At 64.8% G+C, this 17,650-nt stretch carries 12 protein-coding genes; 8 read left to right on the top strand and 4 right to left on the bottom strand.

The genetic code is table 11. From position 1 onward, the window contains the following. Positions 1 to 47 precede the first annotated feature (47 nt). The 6 genes from KF708_08600 to KF708_08625 all read left to right on the top strand — a co-directional run bounded on the left by KF708_08600 (position 48) and on the right by KF708_08625 (position 10,673). Complete coding sequence (locus KF708_08600; GenBank protein MBX3412733.1) at positions 48 to 701, top strand: MotA/TolQ/ExbB proton channel family protein; 654 nt, start codon at positions 48 to 50, stop codon at positions 699 to 701. A 1-nt stretch (position 702) separates the two neighbouring features. Then, positions 703 to 1,197 carry a biopolymer transporter ExbD gene (locus KF708_08605; protein ID MBX3412734.1) on the top strand — a complete coding sequence of 165 codons (495 nt, stop codon included), beginning with the start codon at positions 703 to 705 and terminating at the stop codon, positions 1,195 to 1,197. A 58-nt stretch (positions 1,198 to 1,255) separates the two neighbouring features. After that, positions 1,256 to 1,891: a biopolymer transporter ExbD gene (locus KF708_08610; protein ID MBX3412735.1), complete on the top strand. Its 636-nt coding sequence runs from the start codon at positions 1,256 to 1,258 to the stop codon at positions 1,889 to 1,891. Positions 1,892 to 1,975: 84 nt separating this feature from the next. Next, positions 1,976 to 6,385, top strand: coding sequence for a protein kinase (locus KF708_08615; protein MBX3412736.1), 4,410 nt, complete (start codon positions 1,976 to 1,978; stop codon positions 6,383 to 6,385). Positions 6,386 to 6,438: 53 nt separating this feature from the next. Further along, positions 6,439 to 9,012, top strand: a complete 2,574-nt coding sequence (locus KF708_08620; protein ID MBX3412737.1) for a hypothetical protein — start codon at positions 6,439 to 6,441, stop codon at positions 9,010 to 9,012. Next, a complete protein-coding gene (locus KF708_08625; GenBank protein MBX3412738.1) occupies positions 9,009 to 10,673 on the top strand; it encodes a hypothetical protein in 1,665 nt (554 codons plus the stop codon). The genes KF708_08620 and KF708_08625 overlap by 4 nt, the downstream gene beginning before the upstream one ends. A 48-nt stretch (positions 10,674 to 10,721) precedes the next feature. On the opposite strand, the gene KF708_08630 is transcribed toward KF708_08625, so the two are convergent. From KF708_08630 to KF708_08640, 3 genes are all read right to left on the bottom strand, one after another. After that, entirely contained in the window at positions 10,722 to 12,086 is a 1,365-nt protein-coding gene (locus KF708_08630) for a serine/threonine protein kinase (GenBank protein MBX3412739.1), read from the bottom strand. A gap of 64 nt (positions 12,087 to 12,150) precedes the next feature. After that, complete coding sequence (locus tag KF708_08635; protein ID MBX3412740.1) at positions 12,151 to 13,098, bottom strand: dihydrodipicolinate synthase family protein; 948 nt, start codon at positions 13,096 to 13,098, stop codon at positions 12,151 to 12,153. Positions 13,099 to 13,351: 253 nt separating this feature from the next. Beyond that, entirely contained in the window at positions 13,352 to 14,821 is a 1,470-nt protein-coding gene (locus KF708_08640; protein ID MBX3412741.1) for a hypothetical protein, read from the bottom strand. An 811-nt stretch (positions 14,822 to 15,632) separates the two neighbouring features. Here KF708_08640 and KF708_08645 point away from each other — a divergent pair. Both KF708_08645 and KF708_08650 read left to right on the top strand, forming a co-directional pair. Next, complete coding sequence (locus tag KF708_08645; protein MBX3412742.1) at positions 15,633 to 15,923, top strand: hypothetical protein; 291 nt, start codon at positions 15,633 to 15,635, stop codon at positions 15,921 to 15,923. Positions 15,924 to 15,961: 38 nt separating this feature from the next. After that, entirely contained in the window at positions 15,962 to 16,735 is a 774-nt protein-coding gene (locus KF708_08650; protein ID MBX3412743.1) for a hypothetical protein, read from the top strand. Positions 16,736 to 16,826: 91 nt separating this feature from the next. Here the strand turns inward: KF708_08650 and KF708_08655 are convergent, their stop codons facing one another. Further along, positions 16,827 to 17,582: a sensor histidine kinase gene (locus KF708_08655; GenBank protein MBX3412744.1), complete on the bottom strand. Its 756-nt coding sequence runs from the start codon at positions 17,580 to 17,582 to the stop codon at positions 16,827 to 16,829. Positions 17,583 to 17,650: the final 68 nt, after the last annotated feature.

The raw sequence follows: 17,650 nt of genomic DNA on the forward strand, positions 1-17,650 counted from the left end.
CGATTCCATCCCACCATTTTCAAACCCACGAGACTGAAACGCCGCCGATGAATATCGATGCCCTGATGAAGATTCTCGAGTGGTTGGATTACGCGGCGCTCGCCGGCTGCGCCTTGTGGGGCGCGTTCTGCGTAGTCGTCGTCTGGCGGCGAATCCAACAACAGCGTTTTCGCAACGAGGACGCGCAAGCCGAATTCATGGATCAGATCGACGATTTTCTCATCGTGGGAGACTTCGATTCCGCCATCGAACTGTGCGAAGAAGACGGGCGCGCCGTGCCCCAGCTGGTACACCTAGCGCTGACCAACCGCGACCTGGGCTACAACCAGGTGCGGCACTTCGTGGCCGATCGTTTTCAACGTGACATCCTTTCCGATCTCGAATACCGCTTGAGTTGGGTGCAGACCTGCATCAAGAGCGCGCCGATGCTGGGACTCTTCGGCACTGTGCTCGGCATGGTGGGCGCGTTCGGCAAGCTGGCCGCGGGGGGCAACGTCGAGGCCACCAGCCTGGCGGGCGACATCAGCTTCGCGCTGTATACCACCGCCTACGGCCTGGCGATCGCCATTCCGCTGATCTTCGCCGTGGCCGCCATCAATATCCGTATTCGCAAACTCGAGGATCTCGTCGGACTCGGGTTGAAACGGCTCTTCGATACGCTCAAGCCGTTGCTGACCCAGGCGCCGGTCGGAGGACGTTGAAATGGCCGCGACCGCCGTTGCCGAACCACCCTATGTCGACGACGAAGACGATGCGGTGCTGCCTCCGCGCCGGCCCATGAAAGCCGACGACGAGATGGACATCACCCCGATGATCGACATGACGTTTCTGTTGCTGATTTACTTTCTGGTGGCCTCGTCGATCGATACGCAGGCCTCGGCCGACCTGCCGCCGGCGCATTACGGCAAGGCCGTGAGCCAGAACTCCGCCGTGATCATCACGGTGGGTGATACGGGGGGCAGCCGAGCCGCGATCTACCTGGGAGACGGCAAGGCGGGTACGCCCCTGGCCGGTGAAAACGAGGCGCAAGAAACTCAAATCCGTGAGTTGGTCGAGCAGGGCATGCGCGAAGGCAAAGGGACGGTCATCATCAAGGCGGAGCGCGGCGTGCCCCATCGCGAGGTGACCCGCGTGGCCTCCGCGGCCACCACCGTGGAGGGAATTCACCTCTACATCGGAGTGTTCGAGGCCGAGTGACGAACGCGATGCGGGGCGGAGCTGCCGAAGAAAGCAACGAACGACGACTGGCTGTGCCATGACCATCCGCTTTCACTGTGCTCACTGCAACAAGCGACTGAAAGTCGACGACGGCCTCGCCGGGCGGCGCGGCAAGTGTCCGCGTTGTGGTCAGTCCATCGAGGTGCCGCAAGATTCCGAACCGCAGAAGTCCCAGACGGCGGCCCTCACCCCGGCCGAGATCCTGGCCGAGGATGAAGAGGGGGCGATGTTCGCCAAGCGCACCTTCGCGGGGGACGAAGAGATGGACATGACTCCCATGGTCGATATGACGTTTCTGTTGCTGATCTTCTTCATCTGCACGTCGACCTTCAATCTGCAGAAGTCGATCGACATGCCGGTGCCCGACCCCACCGATACGGCGGCCCAGGCGCGCACGATCGAAGAGCTGGAAGAGGACAACGACTACATCGTCGTGCGAATCGAAGGAGATAACACGGTCTGGGTCGAGGATGCCGCCGCCTACAGCGAAATCGAGCTCCTCACGAAGCTCCGCGAATTGAAGGCCGGCAGCGGAGGTCGCCCCGGCGCCACCCGCCTGATGGTCATGGCCAGCGGCGACGCCGCCCACGAGACGGTGGTGCGCGTGTTGGATTCGGGCACGGCCGTGGGCATGGAGAGCATTCGCCTGTCGAGCATGGCGGACGACGAGTAGCCGGAACCGCGTACGGCCGACCTTCGGCCACCGAGAACGACCGCAAACCAGTGCAGGCGTCGCTTGCCTCGCGAGAAGAACGACATGTCCCAGTTGAAGATCGATGAATTCTTGAACGTGCTGCGGCGCAGCAGCCTGCTGCCGGCCGACCTCTTGGCCAAGGTCTCGCGCCGCGCCAACGAGTCGAAGACTCCCGTCGATCCGCGCAGCGTCGCCAAGTGGCTGGTCGAGAAGCAGTACATTTCGCTCTGGCAGGCCCGGCAACTCCTGGCCGGGCGCGATCGGTTCTACCTGGGGCGTTACCGCTTGATCGACCGTATCGGCAAGGGGGGCATGGGCGTCGTCTTCAAAGCGCAGCACGACGTGATGGCGCGCACCGTGGCCCTGAAGGTGATGGCGCGGCACTTGCTCAAGAAACCGCGCGCCGTCGAACGCTTCAATCGCGAAGTCAAAACCGCGGCCGCGCTCCATCACCCCAATATCATCACCGCCTTCGACGCCGACCGCGTCGGCAATACGCACTTCCTGGTCATGGAGTATGTCGAGGGGAGCGACCTGAATGCCTGGCTGCGGGCCAGAGGCCCCCTGCCCATTGCCGCGGCGTGCGAGTGCGCCATGCAGGCGGCCGAAGGGCTGAGCCACGCCTACGCCCAGAAGATGGTGCATCGCGACATCAAGCCGGTGAACATGCTGGTCACCTGGAACTCGGAAAAATCGCGGCCCGTCGTCAAGCTGCTCGACATGGGGCTGGCGCGCTTCGTCAGCGAGACGCAAGAAGAAGGCGCGCTGACGCGGGTCGGTCAAACGATCGGCACGCCCGACTATATCGCCCCCGAGGCGGCCGAGAACTTCAAGCACGCCGATATCCGCGCCGACATCTTCAGCCTGGGCTGCGCCCTGTTTCGCCTGTTGACGGGCAAGCTCCCCTTCCCGGGCGAGAATACGATGGAAAAGCTGCTCGCGCGGGCGACGCGCGACGCGCCGGTCGCCAGCAGCTTGCGTCCCGAGATTTCGCCCGAGCTCGATCAGGTCATCGCCAGGATGCTGGCGCGCGATCCCACCGCGCGCTATCAAACCCCGGACGAGGTCGTGCAGGCGCTGTCCCCCTTTGCCGCCTCGCGCGTGGGAAATCAGGGGGCGCTCGAATTCTTTCGCACGCCCATCACTGCGACGGAACGCGTCTCGGCCAGCGATCTGGAACCCGATGCCGACACGAGCCTGCAGGAGTTCTTTCGCGACTTTTCCCGCTCGCCGGTACGCGAGGAATCGCCGGCTCCGGACGACGCGCCTCCCGCCGAGCTCGAGCTTCAGCCCGAACCGGACGCTGCCGCCGAGCTCGAATTGGCGCCGCTCGAAGAAGTTCCGCACACGGTTGCCCCCAAACCGGCATCCTCCGAAAAGAAAAAGCCTGCCTCGAAATCGCCACCTCCTTCGACAGGCAAGTCCGCGGCCGTGACACCGGATAAGCTGGCGACGGCCGACGAGGAGTTGGCGCCGATCGGCGATGAGCTCGAATTGATCAGCGACGAAGGCGCTCTCACGGCGGTTGTCATCGACGACGCCGATCCCTTTGTGAAGAAGGAACGCCCCACTTCACGCGCCCGCACGGCGAAGCTCAAGCCGGGCAAATCGGGCTGGGACTCGAACCTGATGATGGTGGGGGGCGGTGTACTGCTCGCGCTGTTCATCGCCTTGGGGGTGCTGGTCTGGTCGATCTTCCGTGAAACGGGGGACCAGGCGCTCGAGCTGGCCGAGAATGAATACCGCAGCGGCGCGTACACCCAGGCGGTCCATCGCTACGACCTCTACCTGGCGAACTATCCCAGCCATACCGGCGTGGGTCTGGCACGAGTCCATCGCGGACTGGCACAACTGCGCCAAGCCACAAGTGGCGGCGGCGACTGGAGCAAGGCGCTCGACACCGCCAAGCAGGTGCTGAGCGAGATCTCGCGCGAGCAGGAGTTCGGCGAAGCCTCGGGCGATCTTGCCTCGCTGCTGCCCGCGATCGCCGAGGGGCTCGCCCAGCAGGCCCGCGAGAAGCAAGATCCCGCCCGGGTCGAGCAATCGCGCGAGGCACTGGCCCTTGTGGCACGCTGGGTGCCCAAGGCCATGCAGTCGGAGCAACAACTGACCAACATCGACCAGTTGCTGGCGCTCACCACGCGTGAAATCGATCGCGAAGCGGCCTTGAACAAGGCCGTGGCCGAGATGAACGACGCCGTGGGCGCCGGCGAGACCCGCCGTGCCTACGACGTTCGCAAGCAGTTGCTGAAAATCTATCCCGATCTCCAATCGAACGCGGCGCTCGTCGAGGCGGTGACGAAGATCGTCGAGGCTGAACAAGCAGCGGTCGCGTATACCGCCGCCGAACAGCCCGCCGAGACCGCTCCCGTGGAATCGCCGATCGTGGCCAGCGTCTCGCTGGCGCGGACGACGGGCGCCGCCGCGCCGGGCGTCGAGGGCCAGGTGGTCAGTGCGCTCGTCGATGGCGCCGCCTATGGGCTCGATGCCACGAATGGAACGCTGCTCTGGCGACAATTCGTTGGCTTCGAGACGCGCTACGTGCCAACTCCGTTGAATGCCGATGCCGGCAGCGATCTGCTGCTCGTCGACGGCGCGCGTCGGGAACTTTGCCGAGTCGAGTCGCACACCGGCAAGCCCCGCTGGCGGCATCCCCTGGGCGAGCCCCTCGTCGCCGATCCCGTGCTGCTGCGCGACCGGGTGCTCGTCAGTACGAAAAGCGGCAAGCTGATCGGCATCCAGCTCGACACGGGCTCCGCCGCCGGATCGACGCAGATTCCCGACGAGCTCGCCGTAGCGCCCGGCATCGATGCGCGACAGCGTTACGCGTACCTCCCCGGCGAACATTCGACCCTGTACGTCATCTCGCTTGCCGACGGCACTTGTGCCGGTGCTACGTATGTCGGGCACGAGCCAGGCACGATTCGGGTCGCGCCGGTGCTCGCCAGCCGCTACGTCCTGCTCGTCGACAACCATCGTCTGAATTCGTCGGTGCTGCGTGTCTTCGTCGGCAACGAGCACGGGCTTGAGCTCAAGCCCGTGCAAGAAGTTCCGCTCGAAGGGCACGTTGACGTCGCGCCACTCGTCCGCGAGCGGTGGTTATCGGTCATCACCGACCGAGGCGCGATCTACACGTTCGAGATCGGCACGCCCGATCAGCCGACTCCGCTCACCAACGTGGCCACGACTCCGCCGCAGGAGGGTGAGCCCCTCACACGCTACTTCCTGGCGGCGGGCAATCAACTCTTCGTGGCCGACGATCGTTTCACGAAGTATGACGTCCAGGCGGCGAACGCCCGGCTCTCTCCTCGCTGGGTGAACGATCAGCACGACAAGTTCCTGCAACCGCTTCGCGCCGCGGGCAACGTGCTCTTCCACGTCCGGCGCAAAGAAGGCTGGCCCGGCGCGCTCGTTTCGGCGGTGAGCTCGAGCGATGGCAAGCGGATCTGGGAAACCGCGCTGGCCGCGCCGTTGGCCGGCGGACCGCAAGTCGACACGGCTGCCGCCTCCGTCGGTGGCATGACCACCACCGGTTCGATCTATAGTCTGCCGAGCGCCAGGCTCGCTGGGAACCTGGTCGCCAGCCAGCCGAATCAACACCTCGATCTCTCGATGCCGATCCCCGATGCGTCGCGGCTGGTCGCACTGGCCAACGACTGGACGGCCGTCGGCGCCGCTGACGAACAGCGGGTGATTGTTTTCCAAGGGGGCGGCGGAGATCGACGCCCCCGCTTCGTCAGCCTGCCCGATACCCTAGCCTGCCAGCCCGGCGGAATCGCGGGGGGCCTCCTCGCGCCGGGCAAAGGTGGTCAGGTGTCGTTCGTGCCGGCCGAACCCGGCGCCGTCGCGATCGAACCCTTTCAACCTGCACTCGCGGCAGGGGCGACGATCGGCTGGCTGCGTCCCACGGCCCTCAGCGAGACTGAGGCCCTGCTCGCCGACGGCAGTACCAGGCTCTACCGCCTGACGGTCGAATCACAGCCGGCGGCGCATCTGGCGGCCGCCGCCACCGTCGAGTTCGAAACACCACTCGTCACTCCCGCGGCAGTCGCCGGATCGTTTGCCTACGCGGTGGATGCGAAAGGCCGGCTTCTAGCCTTCAAATTGCCCGATCTTGCGCCGGGCGAACCATGGAATTTGGGTGGCCGTGTCGCCTGGGGGCCGTACGGCGCGGGGGACCATGTAGTGCTCGTGACCGAGGATGCCCAGATGCACTGCTTCGACTCGTCGGGACAAAACGCCTGGAAGGCCCCCCTGCCCCACGGCAGCCTGACCGGAGAACCTGCCGCCGTAGGCGACAGTATCGTTCTGGCCACCGTGTCCGGCGTGGTCTACCGCGTCGCGGCGGACACCGGCGAATCCACTGGTCGCGTGGAGCTCGGTTGCCCCTTGGCGTCGGGCCCACTTTCGGTGGGTACAAATCTCGTCGTCGCCGGTCACGATGGAACGTTGTACGTCGTGCCGCAGCCGTAGCGCTCGTGAATGGGATCGTCCGCTCGTCACTTTCTGCCAGTCGCCGTTCCTCGATGCTCAACCCACGCCAGACCTCGATCCGACCGTACCGCCGCCGGCGAACGCCGTGGCGCGCGGTCGTAGTGCTGCTTGCGCTGGCGGCGATCGTGGCGCAAGGAGCCTGGACGGCGCTCGCGCAGGAACCGGCGGCAGAGACTCCCAACGCCGAGCAGCCTGCCCCCCCCGACAACGCGACCCCGCCACCCGTCGACGCGCCGGCAGGGCCTGCGATTCCCACCTCGCCCTCGGCCCCCACGGCCCCTTTCTACGAACAGGATCCCTTCGATCGCATCCTGCTCAAGGATGGCAATGACCTGAAGGTGCTACCGCTCGAGTTCGTCGGACGGCGGCGTCCCGAGAACCCGCGCGGCTCGGACATCATCATCGTGCGGTTTCCGGATAAGCCGGCCGAAAAGTTCGAGCTCCGCTGGCGCGACGTGCAAAGCATCACCTTCTGGGAAGAAATGGTGATGTCCGAGGCAGACAAACTCGTCGCGGCGGGCAAGTTCGACGCCGCCTACGACTATTACGCCTACCTCGACAACACGCACGCCGGCTTCGACGGCGTGAAGCAGGCCATCGAACGCTATCTGTTCGAAGAGGCCAAAACGTGGCAACGTCAGGCGCAGTACGATCGCGTGCTGGCGCTCTTGCTCGAGCTGTACGATCGCAATCCTCAATCCCCCGGTCTGCCGCGCGCGCTGGGCATTACGACGGGCAAGTTGATCGAGAAGCAGCTCTCGCAGGATGAATTCCCCGCGGCCCGCCGCCTGCTCTCCGGACTCTCGGCCAAGTATCCCGACGAGGCATCGGTCCTGCAGTGGCGAGGGTTCTTCGAGCAACGTTCGCGATCGGCCGTCGACGAGGCGCAATCACAACTGGCGGCCGGTCGCATCCGCCAGGCGCATGCCGCGGCCCGGCGCGCCATGACGATCTGGCCTGACCTGGCCGCGGCGCGGACGCTGTTCACCGATCTGAATCGCCGCTTCCCCTACGTGGCAGTGGGGGTCGCGCAGCCGGCTCCCCCCGACCCCAGCCAGGTCCACGTGCTCGACGATTGGGCCGCGCGGCGCAGTCGGCGATTGCTGCATCGCGGGCTGTTCGAGCTGGCCGGCTATGGCGTCGAGGGGGGCGAGTATCGCTCCCCGCTCGGAGAGATGCAGAGCGTCGATCTGGGTGTCGGCATGAACTTTCGCTTGCGCCATGACATCACCTGGTCTCCCGGCGGCGCGGTGCTCGGCGGCGCTGATCTCGCGCGGCAACTCCTGGCCCTGTCCGATCCGAAAAGCCCCATCTATCGCTCCGATTGGGCCGAGCTGTTCGCCAGCGTCGAGGTTCCCACGGTGTTCGAGACGAACGTGCGTCTGCGGCGCACCACTCTCCGGCCCGAAGCGATGCTGCAAGGCCCCGTGATCGATTGGGACGCGGTGCGTGAAGGTCGCCAGCCGGTGCCAACCGATGGACCCTATCGCATCGAGTCGAACGCAGGGGACGCCATTCAATACACGCTCAACGAAAACTACTTCGATCGTGGTCCTGCACAGCCCCACCTGGTCGACGAACGGCACATCGCCGATGCCGACGCGGCGATCAAGGCACTGCGTTTGGGCGATATCCTGCTGCTCGATCGTGTGAATCCCTGGCAGCTTGGCAAAGTACATGCCATTCCCAACGTGACCGTCGCGTCCTATGGCGTACCGACGGTCCACTGCCTGATTCCCAATCTTGCGAGACCGCTGCCGGCCAATCGACAGTTCCGCCGCGCGTTGGTGTATGGAATCAATCGATCATTGATTCTGAGCCGCGATCTGCTCGACAAGCGCCACGACGCGCGCAGCCGGGTGATTAGCGGGCCATTTCCGCTCGGTTATGCCTACAACGACCAGGTACACGTTCGGCCCTTCGATCCCAATCTGGCACGCGTGCTGTCGCGCGTGGCCCTGTCGGAACTCGCCAAGAAGAACAACGACGAGCAAGCCGATGCAGCGCCCCCCTCGACGCCCGATGCCAAAACGGCCTCGGCTCCCGCGGTGCCCCTCACGCAGGAAGAGCAAGAGGCCGCCATCAAGAGTACGAAGCTCATCATCGCCCTGCCGGCCGAAGACATCGCCCGCCGCGCCTGCGAGCAGATCGCGCGACAGCTTGAAGCGGTCTTGGGGCTGCAAGTCGATCTGGTCGAGCTCGATCCGCTGCAACCACCCGACCAGCACCCCCCCCACGACCTGCGCTACGCCGAACTGGCCCTCTGGGAACCGATCGTCGATGCGCGCCAACTGCTCGGTTCGGGCGGATTGGCCGGGGCCTCGAATCTGTATCTCGATCAGGCCCTGCGACAATTGGCTCACGCCAGCGATTGGCGCACGGCGCGCGACAAGCTCTTCGAGATCCATCGCCTGGCGGCCGAGGACGTCACCGTCGTGCCCCTCTGGCAACTGACCGACTACTTCGCCTATCACCAGGACCTGGAAGGTATCGGCGAAGCCCCCGTCTCGCTCTACCAGGAGATCGAACGCTGGCAGATCGCCCCGCTGCCGGTGGGGGTGGCCCAGACCGACGCGCGCGCAGCGTCGGAGCAGGGGCAGCCATGAGACGACGCCTGAGGGATCGAATCATCCGCCATGTACTTGTCACCGTGACCGCGGCCTGGCTAGCACTCGGCGCGATCCCGGCGGTGGCGCAATCGCTGTGGGATATGACCCCCTACCGCCTGCAACTGATCGTGGCCACGGCCGACGACGGGCGATTGCCCGCCGATTACGCGCCGCGGTTGAGCAGCCAGGTGGTCGATCGACTCGACTCTTTGGTCGGCGCCGCCTGGCAGATCGAATCGATCGCGCCCGACGCCCACCTGCGCCAGTTGCTGCTGGACGATCTCGCGCAGGTCACGGCCGAAGACCTCCCTCCATCGGCCCTCGAAACGGACAAGGTTCTGCTGGTGTCCGTCGGGGCGAGTTCTCGCGGCACGAAGATCCGTTCGCGCGAGTACGACGTGCGGACACAGACATGGGGCGCCACGGTCGAGCGTCAGGATGCCCAAACCCGGCCGTTGACGAACGAGGTCGTGCGCGCGGTCTTCGACAGCTTCACGCCGCTGGCGCTCGTGGACAAAGTCGAGAACAAGGTAGCCACGCTCAAGCTGCGCGCGGCGGGCCTGCCGCCGCGCGATCCCGGCCTGAGCTTCGTCTCTGCGGGCGATATCTTTCGACCCATCATGCGTCTGAACGAACGAGACGGATCGGTCAAGAAGCTGCAAGGGGTGCCCTACACCTACGTGATGATCGACGAAGTGGGGGACACCGACGCGAAAGGCGCCGTTCACAGTGGCATCCGCGGGGCGTTGGCCGCAAGAAAACGTGGGCGCACGGAGCAGTTGGCGCTGAAGATCAAGTCCCCCTCTGGCGTCACGCGACTGGAGCTGTGCTCGCGTACCGAACCCGACCGCCCGCTGGTCGGCTACGAGGTATTCGCCTACGGCCCGAACGATAAGACGACAGTTTCCCTCGGGCGCAGCGACAGCCAGGGGGTGGTCGAGGTGCCCCCAGGTCCGCAGCCGATCCGCATTCTGGTGGTGAAGAGCGGCGGCGAGTTTCTCGCGCGGCTGCCGATCGTGCCTGGTCTGGAGGCGAGGGTGCAGGCCCCCATGCAGCGTGACGACGAACGCGTATCGGCCGAAGGCTTCATCGTCGGCCTGCAGGAAGAACTGGTCGACCTGGTCGTCCGTCGCGAGGTGCTCATGGCGTTGATCCGCGCCCGCCTCGACGAGGGGAAGCTTGCCGAGGCTGAAAAGTTGAACAACGAGCTGGGCGCGCTGCGCACGCGCGAGCAATTCGCCCTGCTGATCGATGCGCAAAAGCAGCGTACCGTTTCGAAGGATCCGCTCCTGCAACGGAAAATCGATCGCCTGTTCACCGATACGCTGCAGTTGGTGAACAACTTCATGGCCAGCGCGCCGCTCGACGAACTGCAGCACGAGCTGCGCGAAGCGCGCCAGGCCGCGGCCCCCGCCGCGCCGGCCGCAGCTCCCGCCGCCGCGCCCTCCACTCCTGCTCCGGCTCCGGCCACTCCTGCTCCGGCTGCCTCGCCCGCAGCACCTGCCGCCGCACCCGCGACGGCGCCGGCTGGTGGAGACGCACCGGCAGACAAGCCAGCGGGCGGGAAATCGCTGCGCGACGTCTTTCAAGAGATGCAGGAAGAGGACCAGCAGCCCGCCGAAAACGGACCGGCCGGTACCCCGCCCGCGGGTTCCTAGAACCTGCCTGCTTCCGCCACTGCTCAATCCCCCCCCTCCTGTCGCAGCTCAATAGCCCGCCACGATGGCAGCCAGGCAGACGGCCGCCACGACGGCGGCGATGGCAATCAAAATCGACACACTGCGCGGGATGCCCTGCCGTTCGAAATGATCAAGCGTCGAGCGAATGCGGGACATCGATCGTTGCGTCTCTTCGGTCGCTGCCGCCATGGGAAACGTGCCTTGCGACGTCTGACTGATGGAGTCATCGTCTCCTAACTCGTGCGGCAGGAACGTGGCGATGACGAACGACGGTTGCGTGTCTCCTTGGTCCGGCGTGTAGTTCGCGGGGGATTGGCCGATGGGGGGTGGAGTGGGAATCTCTCGCCCGCGCGCGGCCGAAGGAACCGCGATCGGCACGCCGCCATCGTGCCAGGGCGTCAGACGTTCGACGACCTCGGCCGTGGTGGCGATGCGCTGCGCGGGGTCCTTGGCCATCATCATCAGGATGATGTCGGCGAATTCCTCGTCCACGTCGGGATTGAGCAACTGAGGCTTGAGCGGCACGTGGCGCACGTGGGCGCGAGCCTTGTCGCGCGTCGATCCTCCGGCGAACGGCACCTTGCCCGTCACCGCGTAATAGAGGGTGCAGCCCAAGGAATAGATATCGCTGGCGGGCGTGAGCTTGACGTTTCCCAAGACCTGTTCGGGACAGAGGTAGTCTGCCGTTCCGACGATCTTGCCGGTCTGCGGATCGTCGACGTCTCCCTCGAAGTAGCCGACGAGCCCCAGATCGGAGATTTTCGCCCGTCCGTCGGGGGTCACGAGCACGTTGCCCGGCTTCACGTCGCGGTGGAGGAGCCCCTTTTCGTGGGCGTGTCCCAGACCGCGCGCCACCTGCGTGATGATCGAGGCGGCCATGGCGGGCGAGAGCCGCCCCGCGCGGCGAATCAAGCGGCGCAAGTCGGTGCCGGGCACGTACTCGGTCACCAGGTAGTGAACGTTGCCATCGTGACCGGCGTCGAGCGCTCGCACGAGATTCTCATGGTCGAGCTGCGCCTGGGCGCGGATTTCTCGTTGAAAGCTGGCGACCGCCTCGGGAGTCGACTTATGGCGTGGCAGCACTTTGACCGCCACCATGCGTCCCATCACGAGGTGCTCGGCGCGGAAGACCTGCCCCATGCCCCCCTGCCCGATCGAATCGAGAATCAGATAGGGGCCGAGATGAAACCGCGGGCGGCCGGCGAGCATCTGCTGGGCCTGCCAGCGATTGACCACGCCTTGCTCGACGAGCTGATGAGCCAGATCGTCCGCGGTGGGCTCTATCTTGCCCGCGGCGCGCAACGCCTGCTCGGCGGCCTCGACCGCTTCGCGCGTGACCAGGCCACTGGCCAGGACGATCGTGCGATATTCGCTGATGCCGAGTTGAGCCATATCGAAACTCCCGCTTCACGCGCGGCGCGGGCAACGTACGATCGTCGAGACGATCCGCCAGCAACTAGCGCGGACGCGTGCGGCTCATACCGGTCGTAGGCAACACCCCTTCGCCTTCGAGCAGGTCGAGCGAAACCGCCAGTTCGACCAGCCCTTCTTCCATCTCCGGGGTGATCTTCGCCAGCGGCTCGCGGACCTCGCCACAATCGATGCCGATCTGCCGGCCGTTGATCCACTTGGTCGAGGCGATCACCGGAAACTTACGATAGATGTCTTTCACCAGCCCCGCCGCGGCCTGGGCATCGATCGCACGGCGCAGGTCGTTCGCCAGGAAGGCGTCGTACACGGCGACGAAACGTTCCGGCGCCATGCAGAGCGAGGCGCACACGACGCCGCTCGCCCCCAGTGTCAGGGCGGGCAAGGTCGTCTCGCCACGGCCGATCAAGACGTTGAAGTCGGGACGCCAGCGTTTCAGTTCGTAGACGTAATCGCACACACCGGCCGATTGCTTGATGCCGAGCACCGTCGGCACGGCCGAGGCGATCTTGTCGACGAGCGAAAGGGGGAGGGGGACGCCGCTGGCATCGGGGAGGTTGTAGAGGAAGATCGGCCGATCGGTCACTTCCGCCAAACGGCGATAGTAGGTGATGATTTCCGCGTCGCTCTTGCCATAGAAGAAAGGGGGCACGCTGCAGATGGCGTCGATGCCCAACTCCTGGCAGCGTTCGGCCGCGGCCACGGCGTCGGCCGTCGTGGCGGCAGCCACGTGAAAGATGATCCGCAGGCGATCGTCGGAAAACTCGTGGACGAGCTCGGCCATCTCGGCGCGTTCGTCGCGAGTGAGGCTCACGCCTTCGCCCGTGCCACCGCAGACCCAGAGACCGTGACAGCCCGCCGTAACGTACCACTCGACGAGCGCCCGCAGGGCATCGGTATGGATACCGCCGTCCTCTTGGAAGGGAGTCACGATGGGGGGCATGACGCCATGAAAACGGCTCATCTCGTGTGGCACGGAGACTTCCTCGCTCGGATGTTGGCTCTTGGTAGTCGACTCGAAGGAGATCGTCGCGGACGCTCGTCCGGCATCAGATCGAGGATCCATCCTATGCCGCGCCGCACCGAGCGGCAAGCGAGGCACGCGTCGTCCAAACGTGCCAATCGCGTGTTCTTGCCACCGCTGGAGGCGTGCGGGGGGCGTCGTCGGAATAATCGTGCCAGCACGAAGCATGCATTAGTGCGCGCACACCGCGCACCGTGCGCACCACTCAGTCGTCGTCTTCGGGCAGGTGAATGCCGACGTAAGTTCTTGGACGACGACCACTTGCTCTCGGGCATATGGTGGACAGACGCGGCAGCGCGGCCTTCAATTTTCGGCCGAATGTCTGCACATTTTCGCAGTTTTGACGGCCATTCGCCGCGCACCATGCGCACCAGGCAGCAAACAAATCTCTCGCTGTCACGCGCCCCTCGCCATGGACCTCGCAGCGTTCCTTGATGAAGGCGCGAATGGGACTGGCGAGATCGTCCAGGTCATTGATCAGGTCGTAGCCGTTGTCGGGCTGAACGAAGTAGCCGCGTTCGCTCAGCCGCCGCCAGCCGTCGATGGCCCACATGAGGATGCCAGGGAGCTCGTCGAACAGCTTGGCGCTGAGCGCCCGATCCTCCTGCTGGTAGAAAGACCGTTCCATCCGCAGCAGCAGCATCCGGCGCGCGAGGGACCCGCTGTTGTCTCTGAGGCGCGGCAGCTCGTTCGCCAGGATCATCAGCCGGGTGGGCAGCTTGGCCGTGATCGGTTCCAGGTTCTTGCGGTCGATGGAAAGAGTGTCCTCGCCGCTGATACTCATGAGGCGCTGGCTCACCAGGGGGCCATCGGCGCGGGGGCTCAGGCGGGCGTCGCTGATGATGGCTAACGACTTACCGAGCAGCGGCCCCAGGCCGAATTTGGTTTCGAGGCTGGCGAGGGTCGGGCAGGCGACGTTCGCCGCTCCGATCAGGGCGCGAGCGACACGCGCGATGGTCCCCTTGCCCGAGCGATCGGGACCAATCGCGACCAGGATCGTTTGGTGGGACGTGTCGGGGGTGAGCAGATAGCCAAACCAGTCCTGGAGGAGCGTACTTTGCTCTTGGGAACCGGGCCAAAGGGAAGTGAGAAAGCGGAGCCACTCGACCGGGCGTGGGGCGTTTTCGTCGAAGTCGTAATCGAGCGCCGCCGCGCCGAAAAATCGGGGCGTGGGCTGGATGCTGTACTCGCGCTGCGCCAGAAAGCTCGGCAGATGCACGAGCAGGTTCCGCGCGGCCATGATCTCGCCGGGCGGCCACTGGGGCGGGTGTGGTGGCTCGGCGTCCTCGCGCCAGCTCGGCTGATCGACCCAGCCGGGGACCAGGGCCAGCGCCTGGAGACAATCGAGCACGTTCGTCGTGACGCGGGAGTTGAGATGGTGGCAGCGCGGCGCGAGCCAGCGGACGAGGTCGGCGCGAATCTCGCTGGGCGGGATTTCGCGATACGCGCCGGCGCGCCAACCGTGCCACGAGTCTCGCCAGAAGGCGAGGCGGGGCACGCCATCGAGGCGGCTGGCAGCGAGGTAGGCCGCGGCCTCGGTCGAGGGGTCGAGCGCCCGGGCGTCCGCGCGAATGTCCGCACCGTCGAGCGACTGAGGGGCCTCGGGGGTGTCGAGTGGCCCGAGGAGCGCGGAGGCTTCGTGGCGTGGGGTCGCTGGTTCCGTGGTGATGCTCACGCGGTTGCCCTTCGCAGCTTGCGCATTGAGTGAGCGAGCGCGTCGAGAATTCTTTTTTATTTGCACCGTGGAGCGTGCTCGATCGTGGCGGTGTGCGTGACGGTGGAGACCGATCGAGACTATACAGGCTTGGGTGGCTGATTTCGCCCTCAGTTTTCGGCCGCGGAGAATTAGGGATTGTTGATGGCTGCGCGGCATGTGGGCCCGCTGCATTCGTCCTGGTACGACGGGAGGGCTTCGCGACCAACCTGCGGTTGGTGTGCGTCGCCCTCGCTCGCGCTTTTTGAAGTTGCGCTTTTCGTGGAATCGTAAGCGCGAAGCGTCAGCGAGGAACGCTTTGATCGACGCTTTTCCCAGGAATTTCCTCGCTTACGCTTCGGGTTAAGAGGGGAGTGCCGGACACCAAAACCCTGCTGCTTTGCGGAGAAAACAGACAAAGGAACCTCAAAAGCGCAACTTCAAAACTGGCACTTCGGGTTGTGATTAGTCGGCGAAGGCTCCTTGGCTGCGCGGCGGGGAATAAGACGGCGATCCGCAGCTTTGTGTCGTGGGATCGAAGGCAGGTTGAATGAAGCGCGCCTAGACGGCGCTACCGTCGGAATGACGCAGTACGGTGAGGCCGCGCCAAATCCGGAGCTACTCGGGGCAACTGGACACCGTTAGAACCTATTCTGTCTGGGGTCCGGTGTTACGAAGCCACGGTGCGGCGTCATGTTGACGGTCTGTTCAGATCAATTTGGCCGCACGCGTAGACAGCGGTACAATACAATCGGGCACTAGAGCTTGACTTGAACGGCTGCAGAGGCAAGACATGCCAGCATTATCAACCAACGAAGCCGCCGACCGGTTGGCAAAGGGCATCGAGAACGCAAAGCCGACTGCCCTCACGGAAATCTACGCCGAGCTCTTTCCGGAGATGCCTGCGGCTTCGGTACTATCGGCAGTTGAACTCGCACAGCACGTCCGAAGCGGCCTCGAGGCCGAGGAGCTCGTTGACCTCTGGAATGTTGTTTTCCCTGCGGACCGGAATGTCTGGTACGACGAGGAAGACGAGAAAATCCACTACAACGAGGAAGCGCTCGGTTACGCTGAGGCGGACTGAAGACGGGACTCACTATTCACGGATCTTCGTAGTCCGCCATGCCCGCCACCGCCCTTCAGCACTTCAATGACGACATTGCGCGGGCGAGGGCGATTGTGGCTCACGCACACCCACTGCCACGTGGCACACCTGTCGAGAAGCTGCTGCGTTCCGACCTGCTGCGGGGTGCTTGGATGTTCGCGGTCGGGGCACTGGACGCGTACTTCTGCGACGCCTACACGGACATGATTGCGGCTACGGCGAGTTCAAAGAGCCGCCAGCCGACGATCACGCTCCCGGATTGGGTCTACGAGATCAAGTTTCCGCTTCGCGCCATTCTCGAAGAGTACGACAACGAGAACTGGCGATGGCGGATGGCCGCTCGAAAGATGATGGAGCGAGAGAACGTCGTCAGCCTGAAGACCATTCAGGATCTTTTCAACAAGTTTTTCCGCAGGGGGCAGAAGTTCTTCCGCGACAAACTTGACGCCTGGATGTCGCATCCCGACGCGAAGATCCGGCTTTTTGGCATCTCTCAGGCAGACTACCTTGCAAAGGCTGCTCAGGACAAGCACACGGCGAGGGAGGCTGCAATCGAGCAGTTCGTCGAGCGGTTCCGCACGATCTTCCAACGGCGACATGACTGCATCCATAACTGTGACCGCCCGCGGATGTCGCCACAGCCGCTTGAACGGGGCGGCACGGTGCTGAAAGTGATCCAGGACGTGGAGTTCCTGGTCAACCGCTGCGACGAACATATCAAGACCGAGTTCCGCGAGTTCCTCGTGGTATCCGGCTGCTCGGCGGCGACCATTGCTCAGGCCGGGTACTGAGGCGGACTGGCCTGCGTCGGTCACATCGACAGAGGCGTTTGCGGGACGAAGTTGGGACCACAGGGGAATAAAGCACGGCTCGGGGGATGCGTTATTCTTGCGGGTCGGGGAGTTGCGCGGGGGTTGGGGCTAGTTCGTTGGCGGCGGGGAGTTCTAGGGTGAACTGGGTGCCGCGGCCTACTTCGCTTTGCACTCGGAGGCGGCCGCCGTGGGCTTCGACGATTTTGCGGGTGGTGGGTAGCCCGAGGCCTGAGCCGCCGCGCTTTGTGCTGTAGAAGACCTGGAAGATTTTGGCCAGCGTCTTGGCGTCCATGCCGCAGCCGGTGTCGATCAGATCGAGCGCCACGAGGTCGGGGCCCAGGCGCTTGGTGCGGGCCATGAGTTGCCCCCCCTCGGGCATGGCCTGGTCGGCGTTCAGCACCAGGTTTAACAAGGCCGCGTGGAAGGACTCGCGGTCCAGCCGCACGCTGGGCAGATTCGCGTCGAGGTAGCGCACGATCTCGATGCGCTGCTCGGCCAGCTTGGGGGCCACGAAATCGAGCACCCGATCGACCGCCTGATTCAGGCTGGTCACTTCCAGCCGGACCTCGGCCGGCTTGGCGAAGCTGAGGAAGTTGTCGAGCAGATCTTGCAGGCGCTGGCATTCGCGCTCGACGGTGGCGATCTTGGCCAAGGCGCGGCGCTGGCGCGGATCCTCGCTCGCGCCGCCGAACTCCTCGGCCAGCAGCTCCATATTCAGGCGAATGGTGGAGAGGGGGTTCTTGATCTCGTGCGCGAGGCCGCCGGCCAGGGCGGCGAACTCCTTGTAGCGATCGGTCAGTTGCTGGTGCAGCTCGGCCGAGCTCATGACGGCGGGACCTTCGCTCGTCGCGGGCTCGGCAACAGGTTCGAGGGAGGGCAAGCGATCGGGCATGG

The organism is Pirellulales bacterium (genome assembly GCA_019636335.1).
GTDB lineage: Bacteria > Planctomycetota > Planctomycetia > Pirellulales > JAEUIK01 > JAHBXR01.

Bases quoted from the DNA above. Each gene is read 5' to 3' on its own strand.
- KF708_08625 (MBX3412738.1), top strand. From the start codon at position 9,009: ATGAGACGACGCCTGAGGGATCGAATCATCCGCCATGTACTTGTCACC.
- KF708_08630 (MBX3412739.1), bottom strand. From the start codon at position 12,086: ATGGCTCAACTCGGCATCAGCGAATATCGCACGATCGTCCTGGCCAGT.
- KF708_08620 (MBX3412737.1), top strand. From the start codon at position 6,439: ATGCTCAACCCACGCCAGACCTCGATCCGACCGTACCGCCGCCGGCGA.
- KF708_08645 (MBX3412742.1), top strand. From the start codon at position 15,633: ATGCCAGCATTATCAACCAACGAAGCCGCCGACCGGTTGGCAAAGGGC.
- KF708_08605 (MBX3412734.1), top strand. From the start codon at position 703: ATGGCCGCGACCGCCGTTGCCGAACCACCCTATGTCGACGACGAAGAC.
- KF708_08650 (MBX3412743.1), top strand. From the start codon at position 15,962: ATGCCCGCCACCGCCCTTCAGCACTTCAATGACGACATTGCGCGGGCG.
- KF708_08655 (MBX3412744.1), bottom strand. From the start codon at position 17,582: ATGAGCTCGGCCGAGCTGCACCAGCAACTGACCGATCGCTACAAGGAG.
- KF708_08610 (MBX3412735.1), top strand. From the start codon at position 1,256: ATGACCATCCGCTTTCACTGTGCTCACTGCAACAAGCGACTGAAAGTC.
- KF708_08600 (MBX3412733.1), top strand. From the start codon at position 48: ATGAATATCGATGCCCTGATGAAGATTCTCGAGTGGTTGGATTACGCG.
- KF708_08615 (MBX3412736.1), top strand. From the start codon at position 1,976: ATGTCCCAGTTGAAGATCGATGAATTCTTGAACGTGCTGCGGCGCAGC.